Origin of the sequence: Marinobacter sediminum (genome assembly GCF_023657445.1) — a bacterium.
In the GTDB taxonomy this organism is placed as follows: domain Bacteria; phylum Pseudomonadota; class Gammaproteobacteria; order Pseudomonadales; family Oleiphilaceae; genus Marinobacter; species Marinobacter sediminum_A.
Map to the genome: position 1 here is coordinate 2,938,445 of NZ_JAGTWY010000001.1, position 15,934 is coordinate 2,954,378.

Consider the following 15,934-nt stretch of genomic DNA (forward strand, 5'->3'; position numbering starts at 1 on the left):
GCAATCAGGAGGCGGGTGCGTAAACCTTGATGTTTTCGTGCCCTTCCGCCTTCAGGTGCCCCGCATGCATACGGCTCATGGAGCCGCGATCACAATAAAGCAGGTACTGGCGATTGCCGGGCAACGACGGTATCTGCTGATTCAACTCATAAAACGGAATCTGAATCACCTCGTTATTGGTCAGCGTCAGCGGTGCATGCTCGCCCTCTGAGGGGTGACGCACATCGATGATAACGTCATCCACGCCCGGCGTTTGCACCAATTCAACCTCTTCCGGTGTTTTGATGGTTTCCAGAAGACGGTCTACCGGAGTCTCTTCCCGGGAGTCGATAGCATTGACCAGTGCCGCCGGATCCATCGCAGACTCATCCTCCTCCACCCGATGAAGCTTGGCCCGGGTCGCAGGTTTCTGGGAAATTACCCCGCAATACTCTGGCATGGTGCGGGCGTAGGCTTCGGTACCAATCTCCCGGGCGATACCAATGATGGTCTCCTTGTCCATGGAGATCAGCGGACGCAAAACCACTTCATCGCTGGCCCGGTCCACGACATTGATATTGGTCAGGGTCTGGCTCGATACCTGGGCGACCGCATCACCGGTGACCAGCCCTGCGACATTGTTCTTCTTGGCGATTTCGGCAGCTGCCTTAAGCATCTGACGTTTGAGGACCACTCCCCAGTGACGGTGATTCACCGACCCCATGATTTCAGAGATAACCCCGTCGAAGGGCACGGAAATAAACTTGGCACCGTGTGACGCACCGTAGCGGTCCCAGAGATAGTGGACTACCTGACGAACGCCAACCTCGTGGGCCGTGCCGCCCAGATTGAAAAACAGGAAATGACTCCGCAACCCTCTACGCATCATCAGGTAGGCAGCAACAGTGGAATCATAGCCACCGGAAATCAGTGTCATCACGTTTTCAACACTGCCCAGCGGGTAGCCACCAAGGCCACGATGCCTGCGATAGGCAATGTGAAAATGCTCATCCTGCACTTCGATCCGAACTCTCACCTGCGGCGACTTGAGATTAACACCGACGGCACCTGACGCCTGCATCAAGGCAGCCCCCGCCTTGCGTTCCACCTCAATGGACCGGAAGTTGTGGTCACCGTGGCGTCGGACACGAACCGCAAAGGTTTTGCCATTCAGTTGGTCGGCAAAAGCTTCCACTGCTTTTTCCGCAATATCGTCAATACTGACAAACGGGAACACGCCGATTTCCTGAATGGTGGAAATCCCCGGAATGCGCAGAAGTGCGTCAATAACAGAACCGGAGAGGCCGCGGTCGTCTGGAAACTCCACGTCCACCCTGTCCCAACTGCCGTGGACAACAATGTCGTGATCAAGACGCGCCAGCAGTTTGCGAATGTTCTGCCGCAGATGGCGCATCTGCTGGCGACGGACGGGCTTGCTCTTGATAGCAACTTCAGGAGCGGGACGAATAAGAAGTTTCATAGACCTGAATTTTGTCGGGTGGCGTAAAAAAAGGAAAGCACCTAGTGTACCTTCCTGACCCCTTGCTTCAAAATCAGGCATTGCCGAAACACCAGACCGACCTGCGTCATACGATCGTGGACACAGCCGGAAGACAGTCAGGAGCTCTATCGTTCATGCAAGAACCCACCATTAATGCCCTGGTATCACCAGAGGGGAGCCTGGAGATTCTCTCCAATCATGAAGTGAACCGTCTTAAGGACCGGAGTGAAGGCGGTCTTTACCGGTTGTTCCGCCAGTGTGCGCTCGCTGTCCTTAATACCGGGGTCGAAACCGACGACTGTAAAACACTCATGGAGTCACACGCAGACTTCGATGTACGCCTGGTCCCCCAGCCGCGGGGACTGAAACTGGAACTGATCAACGCCCCGGCCCATGCCTTCGTCGATGGCGAGATGCTTCGGGCCATTCGTGAACACCTTTTTTCAGTGTTGCGGGACATCATTTATTCCTACTCGATTCCGCAGACGGTTGCAGGTTTTCGTCGCGATAATCCGGAAGACCTGACCAACCTCGTGTTCCACATCCTGCGCAACGCCAGGGTACTGGAAGCCGGGCGTCAGCCGGACATGGTGGTGTGCTGGGGTGGACATTCCATCGGTCAGAATGAATACCAGTACAGCAAGGAAGTCGGGCATCAACTTGGCCTTCGGGCATTGAGCATTATTACAGGCTGTGGTCCTGGCGCCATGAAGGGACCCATGAAGGGAGCCACTATTGGCCACGCCAAGCAACGGGTCAGGAATGGTCGTTACATCGGGATTACCGAACCCGGGATCATCGGAGCCGAAGCGCCGAATCCGATCGTCAATGAGCTGGTGATCATGCCGGATATCGAGAAACGCCTGGAAGCGTTTATCCGCTGTGGTCATGGTGTGATCGTCTTCCCTGGTGGGGTCGGTACCGCCGAGGAAATCCTATACCTGCTGGGCATTCTGTTACACCCGGATAACGCGGATCTGCCATTCCCGGTGGTCTTTACCGGAGAAAGTGAGAACGCGGAATACTTCGAAATGATCGACAAGTTCATCCGCAATGCATTGGGTGACGAGGCCGCCAGAAAATACGAGATCATCATTGATGATCCGGTTCGGGTTGCTCAGACCATGAAGAACGGCATGCATGAAGTGGAAACCTTCCGCAGGGCCATGCAGGATGCCTATTACTTCAACTGGATGCTCAAGATCGATCCTATTTTCCAGCTTCCGTTTGAGCCGAACCACGACAACATGAGGGCACTGGAGCTGCATCGCGATCAGCCAGCGCACCTGATCGCCGCCAACCTACGCAAAGCGTTCAGCGGGATTGTTGCGGGCAATGTGAAGGAGAACGGAATACGCCAGGTTCAGGAAAAAGGTCCGTTCGAGATTGCCGGGGACCCGACACTGATCAAACCTCTGGAGGCAATGCTGGAGCAGTTCGTCGCCCAGAACCGGATGAAACTGCCCGGTTCATCAGCCTACCGCCCCAGCTATCGCATTGTGAGTTAAGTGGTACCCACCGCTTAACTCACTCTTATCAGGTCCGGCTTATTTGCCACCAGCCGGCAGGCTGGCGTAGTACGCCGCGAGGTTCGCAATGTCGGCGTCACTGAGCGCAGCCGCCTGACCCTGCATGACAGCTGCCTGGCCTCCGGTACGCTGCTTGTTCTTGTACGCGGTGATAGCCAGCTTCAGATATTGCTCATTCTGACCTGCCAGATTCGGATAGGTCGGAATCTGGGCAACACCATTCTGCCCATGGCAAGCGGCACAAACCGCAGCCTTGGCTTTGCCAGCTTCAACATCAGCAGCTGCTGCGACAGCAGGAACAACAGTACTGAGCGCAAAAATCCCTGCAACTGCGTAGTGTTTCAGATTCATCATCATAACCCTCTCATTTGTTTTAGAGTTTGCATTCCGGCAATTGAAGCCGGACAGTAAACTATATGATCTTATAGCACAGCCGCAGCAAACCCGAAATGTGATAGATCAATGCCTCTCGTTCGACGTTCGTCCTCTTTAAATACCGGAGGATTATGGGAAAGTACGAAGAACCCCATGGCCCAGATTATTCTATTAACGCCGGAGACTCTCTCAATGTCCATAGAGGCCCAGGAACTTGCCTGCCGGGAAGGCCATATCGGCCTGCTGACACTGAATTCCCCAGACAACCTGAATGCGCTTTCAGAGCAAATGATCGTAGACGCCCAGAGTGCGCTCGACCGTTGGGCCGACGATGACCGGATATGCCTGGTGGTGGTGCAAGGCAAAGGCGATCGGGCATTCTGTGCAGGCGGCGATATTCGAGAACTTTACCGTGCCATTAAAGGTAAAGAGCCTGCCGAAGCTCCCAGTCGAGTCTTTGCCCGTGAATATCGACTCGACTATACCCTCCACCGTTTTCCCAAACCGGTCGTGGGAATTGCCCACGGCGTGGTGATGGGGGGCGGCCTCGGACTGTTCTCCGCTTGCCGGTACCGTCTGGCTACGCCGGATATAACCCTGGCAATGCCGGAAATCTCGATTGGCCTGTTTCCCGATGTCGGCGCCAGCTGGTTCCTTAACCGGCTGCCGGGGCGCATCGGCCTGTTCATGGGACTCACAGGTGCCCGCCTGAATATTACCGACACGATTCGGATTAGTTTGGCAGACATGGTGTTGCTGCCCGAGGACAGAGAGCCCCTCCTCGCTCAAATGCAGGAGCAGCGCTGGACAGGGAAACCTGCGGCCGATGACAACCGCCTGTTCAGAATGCTGACACAGATGCATGCTCCTGATTACCGCGCGCTTAAGCGCAGCAACCTGGAACGTCATGAACAAGACATTGCCCGGCTTTGTGCCGGTGACGAGTTGCCGGAAATTGTCGATCAGTTACTCTCTGCGGAGATTGACAGTGAGTGGTGGAATGCGGGCATGAACAACCTCAGGTATGGATGCCCGGTATCCGCCTGGCTGATCTGGACGCAGTTGAAGAAAGCTCAGCAGATGTCGCTCAAAGACGTTTTCCGTATGGAGCTTGCCATGGTGACGGAATGCACGCGTCGACCGGATCTGCCCGAAGGCATCCGGGCTTTGGCGGTGGACAAGGACCTCCACCCCAGGTGGTCATTCGAAAGCATCAGAGCAGTACCCATGGAGGTTGTGGAGGCACATTTCCAACCTGAATGGGACGATGAAACCGACCCGATGCAGTTGAGCTGATCCCTTACAACTCAGCCCCGGCCTGGACCAGCAGCATCTCGAGATCGCGATTGTTGTTGTTCCGGGCCAGATTCAGCGCGGTTATGCCGTCACTGCCACGATAATTCACGTCTGCGCCTGCCGCCAGAAGCATCTCGGCGGTCAACAGATCACCACTGGCAACGATCTTCATCAGCAGCGACTCACCACCCTGACTGACATTGACATTGGCACCGGCGGCCAGCAGCACTTTAACCACAGAAAGATGACCGTTTTCAGCGGCACGCATAACCGGCGTATAGCCGTCTGAATCTGTGGCATTAACCCTCGCACCAGCCGACAACAGCAACTGAACGAGCCGGCGTTCGCCTTCCGAAGACGCCATCATCAGGGGCGTTCCACCGTCGGGGGTTGCCAGGTCGGGAGCTGCACCCTGTGACAGCAGATACCACGCTATCCGATCCTGACCTTCGACGACAGCGGCCATGAGCGGTGAGCCTTTTTCTGTGAGGGTATTGAGTGATTCACCGGCTTCCGCCAGGGCGATGACACGGTCCAGGTCACCCGACTCGGCCGCCTCCATGAGAGGGGTTCCGGCTCTGGTAGCAGTCCCGTGCTCGAGATTGGTTGGCTCCGCGTGAGAAGCACATCCTGCAACCCAGGGAAAAAACAGTGAAAAAACAATCAAAAAACAACGGGAAGACGAGCCGGTTCCCTTGGCCATAACAAACGATCTCTGTCAGATTGGATTGGCCTATTCTGCGCAGTGGATGATCAGAATTAAATCGAGCGGTTCACAACTCAGGGCCGTTTTGCAGAAGTTGACCTGTCAGTCTGCGCAAGCGATCCTCACCATCCCGCTGACCACGACACAATCCTTTGACCTGCATCTCTGACCAGCTCTGCTGCTGAAGGACGGCGCAACACCAGAGCGCTGCATGATCCTGCTTCATCAGCCAGTCCATGACCCCTTTCGTCATACTGACGTTTCGCAGAACCGGAAGGCTCAGCAAAAAGCCCCGGTGTCCGCAGGCAAAGCTGTTCAGGTCTCGCCGGTCATCGTCATTCGCCGATCGTGAAGCAGGCAAATCGGCGGTCAGTTCCGCCAGCAAGTGCGGCTCAAGCGATGGCCAGGCAAGGGGAATAAGCGTCAACCAGTGGCCCGCCAGCCGATGCCGCAAACGTTTGACCAGATCAGCACCCGCGGGACTCCGCCCCTGCAGCATCTGCAGGGGATACTCACCACTGGTTGCCTCTTGCTGGAGACCTACTCGCACAAGCTCCAGACCACATGACTGCCAAAAGGCCAGCAAATCGCTACTGCCTCCATAACTGGTGCCCAGTGTGTCCAGCTCTTCCGCTTCCACAAAGTCGCTTGCCGCCGCAACGAGTCGCCGACCGATGCCCAGCCTGCGGGCACCATCTGCCACAGCGATCCGGACTACCCGCAGGCAACGCTGACTCGCGGCTCCGGGAAAGCCACTGTGAGTAGCCAGAGACTGGGGCAGCAGATGCCCACGGATTCGCCTCTTGCCCAGGGTTACCTGCTCGGCGATTTCAGGCACCAGGCCACCTTCAACGGCGCCCCACAGAATGCCCACAACTCTGTCGCCAATACGCGCCTGCCAGCTCCTTGCAGCCGGGTCATCCATCCATTGGCGGAGATCGGCCGGGGTAGTCCGGTAATGCGCATCCACCAGTAAGCCAAAGGCTTCGGACAATTCAGAATCGGACGCCCCGGAAGGGTTCCAGGGCTCAATGGTCAATGCACCGGAATCAGTGGAAATAGCATCCGGTTCACCACTATCTGCCGCCAGCAGAAACAGGCGAGAGACCAGGCTCTCCAATGGATCACCCGGGGCCCAACGAACCGGCTCAGTCAAAATCAGGCTTTGCCAATGGGGCGTTTCGCGATCCAGCACCCGACGGAAACGGATCGCAAACCCCCGACCCGCCCCCTCGTACCCGTGAACGGTCGAGGCAAAGGCGACCCTGGGCCAGCCCAGAAGCACCTGCTTCAACAGGGGGGCCGGTATCGCCGCGGCTTCATCGACCATAACCACTTCGGCTTCGGGCTTTTCGGCCAGAAGCTCTCGAACTGGCAGGAAACGCAGACATCCACCGGTGCCGGTTTCAAGAGCATCAGTGTCCGTTTTCAGCAGCTCGGCTCCCAGCGTATTGCGGGCATGGCTGAACAGGGTTTCCACGTTCTCCCGCGCGGGGGCGGTCACCAGCACCTGCCGGCGCCCTTGCCTGAGCAATTCCGCTGCAGCCATTCCCAACGCCGCCGACTTGCCTCGACCACGGTCTGCTGTCACGACCAGGGGGCGGCGACGGCGACCCAGGCCAAAATGCACAAGTCGCTTAACCAGGTCATCCTGCGCTTGCGTCGCCTTCACGGAAAAGTCCGCAAGGGGGGCGGAAACATCGGGCAGCTCAGGGTGAGGGTTGGCGGCGATATTGATGCGGATGACTCGTGCATCCGCATCAAGGATGTGCGCCATGCGGCCAGCAAATGGGTGATCAGTGCTCTGATCCAGCCCCGTTCTGGCATAATCCGGATCTTCGAACCGACGCCATCCGGCAAGCGGCGGCATCAGCCAGAACAACAAACCACCGGCTTTCAGCGTTCCGGCAAGCGCGGCAAAGCCATCCGGCGGATTGCCCTGCCAGCCATCCCAGATCACCACCGAGGATTCACGGCCCAGCCATTGCCGGACGTGTTTGGGCGCTAGCGTTACCAGTGCTCCACTCGGGCAATCTGATTCGGGACCGGTCCAGACACCGGGCTCGAGTGTCAGTGCGGGCAACAGGGTTTTCAGCCACGTCAGTGATTCGGTGCGATCACCCCCAACCAACACCAGGCGCCGCTCACCCCGTCGCGCCAGCTTGACCTGGAACGACCGCCAGGATTCAAGATCCTCGGCAGTGGGCCCGCCCGCGGTCATTAACTGAGGTCCACCGAATGGCGTTTCAGGTCATTCAGGTCGCACATTTCCAGCGTTGCCTGATGGGTTGCCCGAAGGCGAACTCGCGGCGCCGAGCCCGCATCGAAGGCTTCCTGCCAGCGCGCCGCACAGAGGCACCAGCTATCCCCGGCCTTCAGGCCCGGGAAACCGAAATCCGGCCTGGGGGTGCTGAGGTCATTGCCCTGGTTCCTGGAAAACTCTAGAAACTCATCAGTGACCACGGCACACACCGTATGGAAACCAGGATCATCGGGCCCGGTATTGCAGCAGCCGTCCCGGTAGAATCCGGTCTTGGGGTCGGTGCCGCAGGTTTCGAGTATTTCACCCAGTACGTTGACGGATTCAGATATCTGCATAATTTCGTCCTCTACTCCAAGAGTTAGCAGCCTTTTGGTTGGGCTTTCCAAAACTGTGCGGAGCCATGGATGGCGAAGCTCAAGCGTCACATGGACGTGCTTGAGCGGGTTTTGGAAAGCCCAACCAAAAGGCTGCGGCCACCCCGGGAATGGTAGTCCTGTGACTTTAAATAACTTTTCAATTATGCGGGACAGGTACCCGCACTGCCAGTTGGCCAGTACAATACGCGCTATGCCAACCAAACCCCAACATCACGCCGAATTCGATCTGCCGGATTTCCTCACCGACGAGCAACGGGCCATCATCACGGCCGGTTACGAACACTCGGTAATCACCGCCGTGGCCGGCAGTGGCAAAACGTCTACTCTGGCCTGGCGAATTCGCTATCTGCTGCAGCAGGGACATGATCCCGACCGCATGCTGGTGCTGATGTTCAACCGCAGCGCGCGGGTGGATTTTGAGCGCAAACTGCATGAGGTGTGCAGCGAGAGCGGTTTGGCGCTGCCGGAAATCCGGACCTATCACGCCATGGGTCTTCGGCTCTATAAACGGTTCGTGCGGGAAGGCTACCTGCCCGGGTTTTCCGACAAGATTCTGACCGAGCAGGAAATTAGCTTTCAGGCCTGGCAACTGACCCGACGCCTGGCCCCGGAGGACCTCGCCGACGAAGTCCGTCGCAACAAGAAGGATTTTGTGGAGACCGCCACCGGCTTTATTGATCTGGTCAAAACCACTCTGTCGCCGGCGGAAATCATCTTCGAGGAACTGGGCTATGCAGACAAGCATCGTTATCTGATCGATCTGTTCCACAGTTTTGAGCAGTGGCGCAAGAGCCAGAGCCGGATCAGTTACGCCGACATGCTCTATGAACCGGTCATGGCGATTCATCAGAACCAGAGGCTGCAGCGCTTGGTGGGTAACAAGATGGACCTGATTCTGGTGGACGAATACCAGGACACCAACGAGGTCCAGCACCTGCTGTTGCGCTATGTCGCCGGCGACCGGGCGCGGGTGACCGTCGTGGGCGACCCGGATCAGACCATTTATGAGTTCCGGGGTGCCAAACCGGAGTTCATCCTCAAGCGTTTCAGCGATGAATTTGAAAGTCCCCTGGAGCAGACACTCAGCTATACCTTTCGCTATGGTCACCGGGTAGCCCTACTGGCCAATCATCTGATCTGCCACAACACCGGACGCAAGGATGTGCTGTGCCACTCCCATCCTTCCACGCCAGCGACGGACATCGTGCTGCACCGGGTGGATAATGACAGTGAGGCCATCGCCCGGATCCTCCAACAGACACCGGAGTCAGCGCTCAGCGGAACGGCCATTCTGGTAAGGGTCTGGAGCCAGAGTGTTCCCATTGAACTCAAATTGCTGGCCCGCGAGATCCCGTATCGCATTGATGCTGGTAAGGGTGCCCTGTTCAGCCGGGAGATTCAGGCAATTACCTCTCTGCTGATGGTGGTCACGGGCCGGCTGGCCAATCTTCCCGACGATGACCGTCTCGAGGTTGCCCGTCTCCTGTTGCGATTCCCACACGTGGGGCTGAAGGAACCGGAACTGGAGCAGCTGGCCCGTTTTCTGTCCGGTTTTTCCTCCGACTGGCATGATCGACTCCTGGCCATGGATTTCGATGCCCTCTCACCTATGGCCGCCCGCAAATTGCGGAAGCTGGGTGAGGTACTGGGTCAATTACGCGGTTACCAGGGCCCAGTCGCGGGTCTGATCAGCGTTTACGCAGAGCATACGGAGCTTTATGAAGGTATCCGGAGCCTGGCGCTGACCCACGAAAGTGCCGACGAACGCATCGACACCATTCACGGTTTTCGCCAGTACCTGAAAAGTCTGGACGTCAATCCCGAGGGTGCCCTGGACCACCTGAAAGCACTCAAACAACAGGCCGGCGAAAAACGCGAGGGCGGTGTGCTGCTCTCAACCATCCACCGCACCAAAGGCCTCGAATGGCCACGGGTGATTATCCCGGGCCTGCAGGAAAAGTACCTGCCCTACAGCCCGAAACCCCACGACGATGCCCGGGCCGTTCTTGAGAGTGAGCGACGCTTGCTTTATGTCGCAATGACCCGGACCCGGCAACAGCTGCACCTGGTCAGTCGCCCGGCAAGCAACCAGCCCCACCTGGATGGCGATCAGGGACCCAGCCGGTTTGTCGAGGAATGTTGTTTCCAACTGGCCAATGAATTCGGGGGCTGGCTTGATGAACGCATTCAGGAGCAGGGCCAGTCAATCCGGCTGGAGGCTCCGCTGACCCCGATCAGCCAACGTTACGCTGAGCGGGAGGGTGTAGTGCTGGATGGCCAGGCTGCCACCGTGACCGATTCGAACGACCCCCTGTGGTACCGGGAGCGTGTGAGTCACGCCATTTTTGGTGCAGGTAGCGTGGTAGCCGAAGACGAGGGATCGTTCGAGGTGCGTTTCGATAACGGGGACACCCTGAATTTCAGCAAAAAAAGCGCACACCTCTATTTCACGCCGCTGGCCTGAAGAGACTGATCTCAATAAGGCTGTGGCTGCGTACAATTCCTAATGTAACGATCTGTATCAATTTTTTGTTTTTTTTGGCTTACTGGCTTAAATTGCCGGCAATTAAGCGATTTCCAGAAAATAAGTTTCAACAAAGATAACCGAACAGGAGGTTCTGCATGAACATCATGCGTCCGTTTGCGATGGCCGCCATCGCTACCACACTGGCAACACCGGCAATGGCTGCTGATCGTCAGGAAACCATTTACATCAACCCGTTCGCAGCGTTCCAGCTGTTTGATGACAAGCGGGACCTGAGCGAAACCGGCACGTTTGGCGTGGGTTTAGAGTACCGCTTCAAGCCAAACTGGGCAGTGGAAGCCATGTACTCCCGGGCGGATGCTGACCGCAGATATGTTGCCGGCGAATCCGAATTCGAAGAGCTCCGCGTCGACGGTACCTATTATTTCGCTGGCCCCGAGGAAGCCTGGAATCCATACCTTTCTCTGGGTGCAGGCAATGCCGACTTTGGCACTGACCCAAGTGGTCCTCGTACCGCCGGCAGTAACCACGACGAAACCCGTGTAAACGTGGGCACCGGCTTCCGCTACAACATCAGCGACGCCGTTTCCCTGCGCGGTGATCTGCGTGAGTTCCATGGCATCGATGAAAGTACCTTCGACACTCAGGTGTCCCTGGGCGTTAGCGTTGCTTTCACCCGCACTGTGGCTGGACCAGCGCCTGCCGATAGTGACGGTGACGGCGTGCCTGACAGCCGTGATCAGTGCCCGGGCACTGCGGCCGGTGCAATGGTGGATAGCACCGGATGTGAACCTGATAGCGACATGGATGGTGTGGTCGACGCCCGAGATGCCTGTCCAAACACACCGAGTGGTGCCGACGTAGACAGCCGCGGCTGTGAACTTGACAGTGACAACGATGGCGTTGTGAACAGTGCAGACCAGTGCCCCGACACTACTGCAGGAGCTGAGGTTGATGCCAATGGTTGTGAGGGTGTCACCGAGACCATTCAAACCTTTGAAATCGAGGTTCAGTTCCCGACCAACAGTTCGGTGATTGGTAACAGCTTCGACAACGAAATCCGTCGCGTAGCCGACTTCATGAAAGCCAACCCGGAAACCATCGTTGAAATCGCTGGCCACTCCGATAGCCGTGGTGAAGCCGGTTACAACCAGTTCCTGTCGCAGCGTCGCGCCGAAGCCGTCGCCGCACGCCTGACCGGACCACTGGGCATTGATCCGGCCCGCGTAAACGCCGTAGGTTATGGTGAGGAGCAGCCGATTGCTTCCAACACTACTGCCAACGGCCGTGCCGCCAACCGTCGGGTTGAAGCTCGTATTCAGGTTCAGCTCTGATCCGTTGAGCGTGTCCTGAGCATGATCGGAAAGGCGCCCGCAGAGGGCGCCTTTTTTATTGGACCACTGATGAAACAGACGATCGCCATTCTTGTTCCGGCATTGCTGCTGACCATCAGCACTGCGCTGAAGTCCGAGGTGTTTCGTTGCGAGAACGAAAGCGGCATCATATTTTCGGATCAGCCTTGCGGCGAAAATCCGGAAACCATTAATATCCGCGACAACCGGATTGGAGGGAGCCTGGATCGAAACCTGCCGCAGCCAGCCCAAAGCCAGCCTGAGAATCAGGCTCGGGAAGAACAGGAAGAGGAAAACGGAACCTGCCGGTTTATCAACTCCACTGATCTGCGCCGCTACATCATCCGGGAACAGGTGGTCGCGGGCATGACCCGGGACAATGTTCGCCGCGCCTTCGGCAGCCCGCCAGAAACATACACCAGTCCGCAGGAAGTCTGGATTTACCAGACCCGCTACTATGGCGCGCTGTATGAACTCACTTATGTGTATTTCAGGGACGGCTGTGTGGAACGGGTGGAGTACCGGAAACCCTGACGGCATCAACCAGCAGATTTCTCGGCGTCAGCGACCGGTCACAGAACTGGCCCAACCTGACCCGGTAGCCCTGCTCTTCCAGAAAGACGGCGTAGTCCAGGACTATCCAGAGCTCCAGGGGCCGACGAAACAGATGACGGACCAGTTCATGACGCCGTACCTGTTGCAGGCGTCTGGCACCAAACGCAGACCAATGATTAAAATCCATGCCTGATGGCAACGTCAGTCCTTTCTTTTGCGCCGCCCACCGGCAGAAAGTTTCAAAGTCCCCATTAACCAGTCGAGGCGGATGGGACGGCACCGGAAGATATTCGTCGCACTTTCGCAGGTATCGCTGAAGTCCATCAAAGCCCAGACGCCACTGACTTACCAGGCGGTTCTGTTCCCGCACCCTGGCTGGAGCCGTAACCGTTTCCCGAACCGCCAGCCGGATATCATTTCGGGACAGCGCCAAGGCCCCGGCATAGCTCGCCGTGCGGCCAGAGATAAGCCGATAGGGTCCCTCTCCGGTCAGGTGGTAGCAACACGGGGAAATACTCAGGCGCGGCAACCCCAGCTTGCTACCGCGCTTAATCAACTGTCGATGCAGATCGCCACAGGCGTGCAACGCGACACCGTGTGTGTTCTCTGGCAGGACAAGATTATCTGCCATCACATCCTGGCAATGTAAGGAAACCGGATCACCATACCGGGCTGCCAACCGGTTACCATCGCTCACAAGCTCGGCATTCCATTCGTAACCCTCGACCGACTCCGGACAATGGGGCGCTAGCGTCCGAGACAGGTGGCCTTTACCACAGCACCAGTCCAGGACCGGTTGGCTCAGCGGCTGAACTGCTGCGGCAAACGCCCCGGACTGGAGCCGTTTTCGGCCGGGCATGTCAACCGCCTTCACCTCGGGCAGTGTCGCAGTCTCAATCTCCGTTTCAGACCGCGACAACTCCGGCAGGGCGACCAGATGCGCATACCTGCCTAACGCAGGTATATGCCGGCTCGCCAGCTCTGCCAGCTTTTCAGGGGCGTCCTCCAGAGCACGGCAATGAGCATCACTCAAATCAGCAACCATACCGGCCAGCTGTGGATACTGCAGGGTCCACTCAGGCTCCGGTTCCATAAACGGTGCAGGTTGCCAAAACGCTTGATGCTGCAACAGCCAGTCATTCAGCTGCTGCCAACGGTTGTAAAAAGTTTCGGCCGGATCGAACAGACTCGCTGCCGGAGGTAATGTCATGCAACTGGCCTTCGGGCTCGCTTAACCCAGGGTTCATGGAAATGTCGGGGCCGTCGTCGGTACCCTGCAACGCAAGTAACTACTCGCTGAAACGGCCTGGCCGGAACGCATCAAGGCAGACCGATGGCTCTTCTCCGTCTATGACCTGGGCGATCAGATCCGCACTTCCAGCAGAGAAGGTCCAGCCAAAGGTACCATGTCCGGTATTGAGGAACAGGTTGTCCCTGGGACCACGACCAATGATGGCCGGGCCATCCGGTGTCATCGGACGAAAGCCGGTCCAGGTTTCCGCGGAAGCAAGATCGGCGCAACCCGGGAACCGGGATTCCACCGATTTTCGTATAGTGGCCAGACGCTCCTCGGGGATGTTGCGGTTGAAGTCGGCGATTTCGACAAAACCGGTCGCGCGCAGCCGATTGCCAAGTCGCGTGGAGACCACTTTGTAGTTGTCGTCATGGATGGTCGATACCGGAGCATGGTCCGGATTCTTCAGCGGCACCGTGATGCTGTAGCCCTTGACCGGGTATATTGGCAGCGTCATACCCAGTGGACGCACGAGATAATCGGACCAGCAGCCGGCACTGACAACAAAGGCGTCGGCCTCCAGGGTTTCACGGTTTCCCCCCTCGGTGGTCAGGGCAATCGCATTTACCCGTTGATCATCGGCAATCAGGTTTTCCACCTCGACGTTATATCGGAAGCTGACGCCATTCTCTTCGCAGACGCGGGCCAGCTCCCTCGCGAAAAGGTGGCAATCGCCGGTGCCATCTGTGTCGTAACTCAGGGCACCATATAGCGGGCCATTTCCCACCATGCCGGGCTCCAACTCGCGCACCTGATCTGGCGTAAGCAGCCGGGACGGGATACCCAGTTCATCAAGGAGCTGGTGGACCCCGCGGTAGCCTTCCAGCGCCTCCGGTGTGCTGGCCAGTTGGAGCAGGCCTTTGTGATCACCATCGAATGACAACTTGAGCGCCTTCTCCAGCCCCAGGAAGCATTCGCGACTATGACTGCCAAGACGCAGCATGGCTCTCCGGTTGAGGCCAAACAGGCCCGGCGACCAGGCATAGCGCAAGGTCGAGAACATGAATTTCACCGCTTCCACCGACGGTGGTATCCGCATTTTCAGGGGGCCGTCCTGTTTCAGTAACCAGGGCAGTGCCTTGAGCACCATTCCCGGGTCTGCCCAGGGATAAACCACACCATAAGAGCGCTGGGCCGCATTGCCCTTGCTGGTTTCATTACCGGCAATGCCGTGACGCTCCAGTACGGTTACATCATGGCCCCGGCGATTCAGTTCATACGCAGTGGTTACCCCGACTACGCCCCCACCCACTACTACAATGCGCATATGCGCCTCCGTGTGTTGCTCTATTTCACGCCGCTCTCAGCCAGCAGTCGACGATATGCATCCAGTACGGCCTTATCCTCTTTCGGGTACTCCGGGGCAAGATGTTTCAGCTGTTGGGCCACAATAGCCGAAACAATAGCGCGAGCCTGGGGTTTACTGTCTCCCGGTACAATAAACCAGGGCGCCTCTTCCGTATGAGTCTGTGCCAGCGCTTCCTCGGCAAAGGCTGCATATTGCTGGCGTCTTTCCCAGCCATCAATATCGGATTTATCGAATTTCCAGCGCTTACGGGGCTTGTCCAACCGTTTCAGCAAGCGCCTGCGATGCTCATCTTCCGAGAGGTTGAGCCAGATTTTAAGCAGGGTCGTGCCCTCCTCAACCAGGTGCTTCTCAAAGTCCCGGATCGCTCGATAACGGTTTGGCCAGTTGTAGCTGTCGGCAGCGTGAACAGGCCAGACCCTCTCACCGATGACGGCTTCATGGTGGCTCCGGTTAAACGCCACCATTTGGCCAAAGCCCGGAAGCAACGGAGTGACACGCCAAAGGAAGTCGTGCCGGGCTTCCGCCCCCTGTGGCCGACCGAAAGACCAGGCATGAAAACCGGCGGGATCGGCGTAGGTTGCCAGAGTCCGGATCAAGCTGTCTTTCCCGCTGGTATCCGGACCATGGATCACCAGCAGCAAGGCCCGGCGGCCATTCGCCCAGAGCCTTCTCTGATACTCACCAATCTCCTCAAGACTCGTTTCCAGCGCCGGTAACTTATCGTCGTCCAGCACACTCGGATAATCCTTGAACCGGGGTTTACCGGGCACAAAGAACCAGCTCTCTGCAAACTCCGATGAAGGCATTAACGAAACTCCCTATGGACATAATATGGGTCAACAATCGTACAAGCTGATAAACTGGCACACTTTAAATTCTCAGAATAGCAGCAGACCAGTCGCTGCGATGGAGC

General features: G+C 57.4%; 13 protein-coding genes. 5 read left to right on the forward strand and 8 right to left on the reverse strand.

Annotated elements, in window-relative coordinates:
* Window positions 1–4: 4 nt before the first annotated feature.
* Window positions 5–1,459, reverse strand: coding sequence for a tRNA uracil 4-sulfurtransferase ThiI (gene thiI, locus KFJ24_RS13910; RefSeq protein ID WP_250831687.1), 1,455 nt, complete (start codon window positions 1,457–1,459; stop codon window positions 5–7).
* 155 nt (window positions 1,460–1,614) lie between these two features.
* Here thiI and ppnN point away from each other — a divergent pair, with 155 nt between their 5' ends.
* Window positions 1,615–2,988, forward strand: a complete 1,374-nt coding sequence (ppnN, locus tag KFJ24_RS13915) for a nucleotide 5'-monophosphate nucleosidase PpnN (protein WP_250831688.1) — start codon at window positions 1,615–1,617, stop codon at window positions 2,986–2,988.
* Window positions 2,989–3,027: 39 nt separating this feature from the next.
* Here the strand turns inward: ppnN and KFJ24_RS13920 are convergent, their stop codons facing one another.
* Window positions 3,028–3,360 carry a c-type cytochrome gene (locus tag KFJ24_RS13920; protein ID WP_250832655.1) on the reverse strand — a complete coding sequence of 111 codons (333 nt, stop codon included), beginning with the start codon at window positions 3,358–3,360 and terminating at the stop codon, window positions 3,028–3,030.
* A 177-nt stretch (window positions 3,361–3,537) separates the two neighbouring features.
* On the opposite strand from KFJ24_RS13920, the gene KFJ24_RS13925 reads away from it, so the two are divergent.
* Window positions 3,538–4,680, forward strand: coding sequence for an enoyl-CoA hydratase/isomerase family protein (locus KFJ24_RS13925; RefSeq protein WP_250831689.1), 1,143 nt, complete (start codon window positions 3,538–3,540; stop codon window positions 4,678–4,680).
* A gap of 4 nt (window positions 4,681–4,684) precedes the next feature.
* On the opposite strand, the gene KFJ24_RS13930 is transcribed toward KFJ24_RS13925, so the two are convergent.
* The 3 genes from KFJ24_RS13930 to KFJ24_RS13940 form a co-directional block, all read right to left on the reverse strand.
* Entirely contained in the window at window positions 4,685–5,383 is a 699-nt protein-coding gene (locus KFJ24_RS13930; RefSeq protein WP_350455578.1) for an ankyrin repeat domain-containing protein, read from the reverse strand.
* Between the two features lie 70 nt (window positions 5,384–5,453).
* Window positions 5,454–7,607, reverse strand: a complete 2,154-nt coding sequence (locus KFJ24_RS13935) for a tRNA(Met) cytidine acetyltransferase TmcA (protein WP_250831691.1) — start codon at window positions 7,605–7,607, stop codon at window positions 5,454–5,456.
* On the reverse strand, window positions 7,607–7,984 hold the full coding sequence (locus KFJ24_RS13940; RefSeq protein ID WP_250831692.1) for a DUF2237 family protein: 378 nt from the start codon (window positions 7,982–7,984) through the stop codon (window positions 7,607–7,609). The genes KFJ24_RS13935 and KFJ24_RS13940 overlap by 1 nt, the downstream gene beginning before the upstream one ends.
* 184 nt (window positions 7,985–8,168) lie before the next feature.
* On the opposite strand from KFJ24_RS13940, the gene KFJ24_RS13945 reads away from it, so the two are divergent.
* The 3 genes from KFJ24_RS13945 to KFJ24_RS13955 all read left to right on the forward strand — a co-directional run bounded on the left by KFJ24_RS13945 (window position 8,169) and on the right by KFJ24_RS13955 (window position 12,397).
* A complete protein-coding gene (locus KFJ24_RS13945) occupies window positions 8,169–10,490 on the forward strand; it encodes an ATP-dependent helicase (RefSeq protein ID WP_250832656.1) in 2,322 nt (773 codons plus the stop codon).
* A gap of 158 nt (window positions 10,491–10,648) precedes the next feature.
* Window positions 10,649–11,845 (forward strand): OmpA family protein, encoded by a 1,197-nt coding sequence (locus KFJ24_RS13950; protein ID WP_250831693.1) that lies wholly within the window; start codon window positions 10,649–10,651, stop codon window positions 11,843–11,845.
* Between the two features lie 69 nt (window positions 11,846–11,914).
* Entirely contained in the window at window positions 11,915–12,397 is a 483-nt protein-coding gene (locus tag KFJ24_RS13955) for a hypothetical protein (RefSeq protein WP_250831694.1), read from the forward strand.
* Here the strand turns inward: KFJ24_RS13955 and KFJ24_RS13960 are convergent.
* The 3 genes from KFJ24_RS13960 to KFJ24_RS13970 form a co-directional block, all read right to left on the reverse strand.
* Complete coding sequence (locus KFJ24_RS13960; RefSeq protein ID WP_250831695.1) at window positions 12,354–13,628, reverse strand: methyltransferase; 1,275 nt, start codon at window positions 13,626–13,628, stop codon at window positions 12,354–12,356. The two genes, KFJ24_RS13955 and KFJ24_RS13960, sit on opposite strands and share 44 nt — an antisense overlap.
* A 79-nt stretch (window positions 13,629–13,707) precedes the next feature.
* On the reverse strand, window positions 13,708–14,979 hold the full coding sequence (locus tag KFJ24_RS13965) for a D-amino acid dehydrogenase (protein ID WP_250831696.1): 1,272 nt from the start codon (window positions 14,977–14,979) through the stop codon (window positions 13,708–13,710).
* Window positions 14,980–14,999: 20 nt separating this feature from the next.
* The gene (locus KFJ24_RS13970; RefSeq protein ID WP_250831697.1) at window positions 15,000–15,827 is read right to left on the reverse strand and encodes a polyphosphate kinase 2 family protein; all 828 of its coding nucleotides are present in this window, start codon (window positions 15,825–15,827) and stop codon (window positions 15,000–15,002) included.
* Between the last annotated feature and the right edge of the window lie 107 nt (window positions 15,828–15,934).

Bases quoted from the DNA above. Each gene is read 5' to 3' on its own strand.
- thiI (WP_250831687.1), bottom strand. From the start codon at position 1,459: ATGAAACTTCTTATTCGTCCCGCTCCTGAAGTTGCTATCAAGAGCAAG.
- ppnN (WP_250831688.1), top strand. From the start codon at position 1,615: ATGCAAGAACCCACCATTAATGCCCTGGTATCACCAGAGGGGAGCCTG.
- KFJ24_RS13920 (WP_250832655.1), bottom strand. From the start codon at position 3,360: ATGAATCTGAAACACTACGCAGTTGCAGGGATTTTTGCGCTCAGTACT.
- KFJ24_RS13925 (WP_250831689.1), top strand. From the start codon at position 3,538: ATGGCCCAGATTATTCTATTAACGCCGGAGACTCTCTCAATGTCCATA.
- KFJ24_RS13930 (WP_350455578.1), bottom strand. From the start codon at position 5,383: ATGGCCAAGGGAACCGGCTCGTCTTCCCGTTGTTTTTTGATTGTTTTT.
- KFJ24_RS13935 (WP_250831691.1), bottom strand. From the start codon at position 7,607: ATGACCGCGGGCGGGCCCACTGCCGAGGATCTTGAATCCTGGCGGTCG.
- KFJ24_RS13940 (WP_250831692.1), bottom strand. From the start codon at position 7,984: ATGCAGATATCTGAATCCGTCAACGTACTGGGTGAAATACTCGAAACC.
- KFJ24_RS13945 (WP_250832656.1), top strand. From the start codon at position 8,169: ATGCGGGACAGGTACCCGCACTGCCAGTTGGCCAGTACAATACGCGCT.
- KFJ24_RS13950 (WP_250831693.1), top strand. From the start codon at position 10,649: ATGAACATCATGCGTCCGTTTGCGATGGCCGCCATCGCTACCACACTG.
- KFJ24_RS13955 (WP_250831694.1), top strand. From the start codon at position 11,915: ATGAAACAGACGATCGCCATTCTTGTTCCGGCATTGCTGCTGACCATC.
- KFJ24_RS13960 (WP_250831695.1), bottom strand. From the start codon at position 13,628: ATGACATTACCTCCGGCAGCGAGTCTGTTCGATCCGGCCGAAACTTTT.
- KFJ24_RS13965 (WP_250831696.1), bottom strand. From the start codon at position 14,979: ATGCGCATTGTAGTAGTGGGTGGGGGCGTAGTCGGGGTAACCACTGCG.
- KFJ24_RS13970 (WP_250831697.1), bottom strand. From the start codon at position 15,827: ATGCCTTCATCGGAGTTTGCAGAGAGCTGGTTCTTTGTGCCCGGTAAA.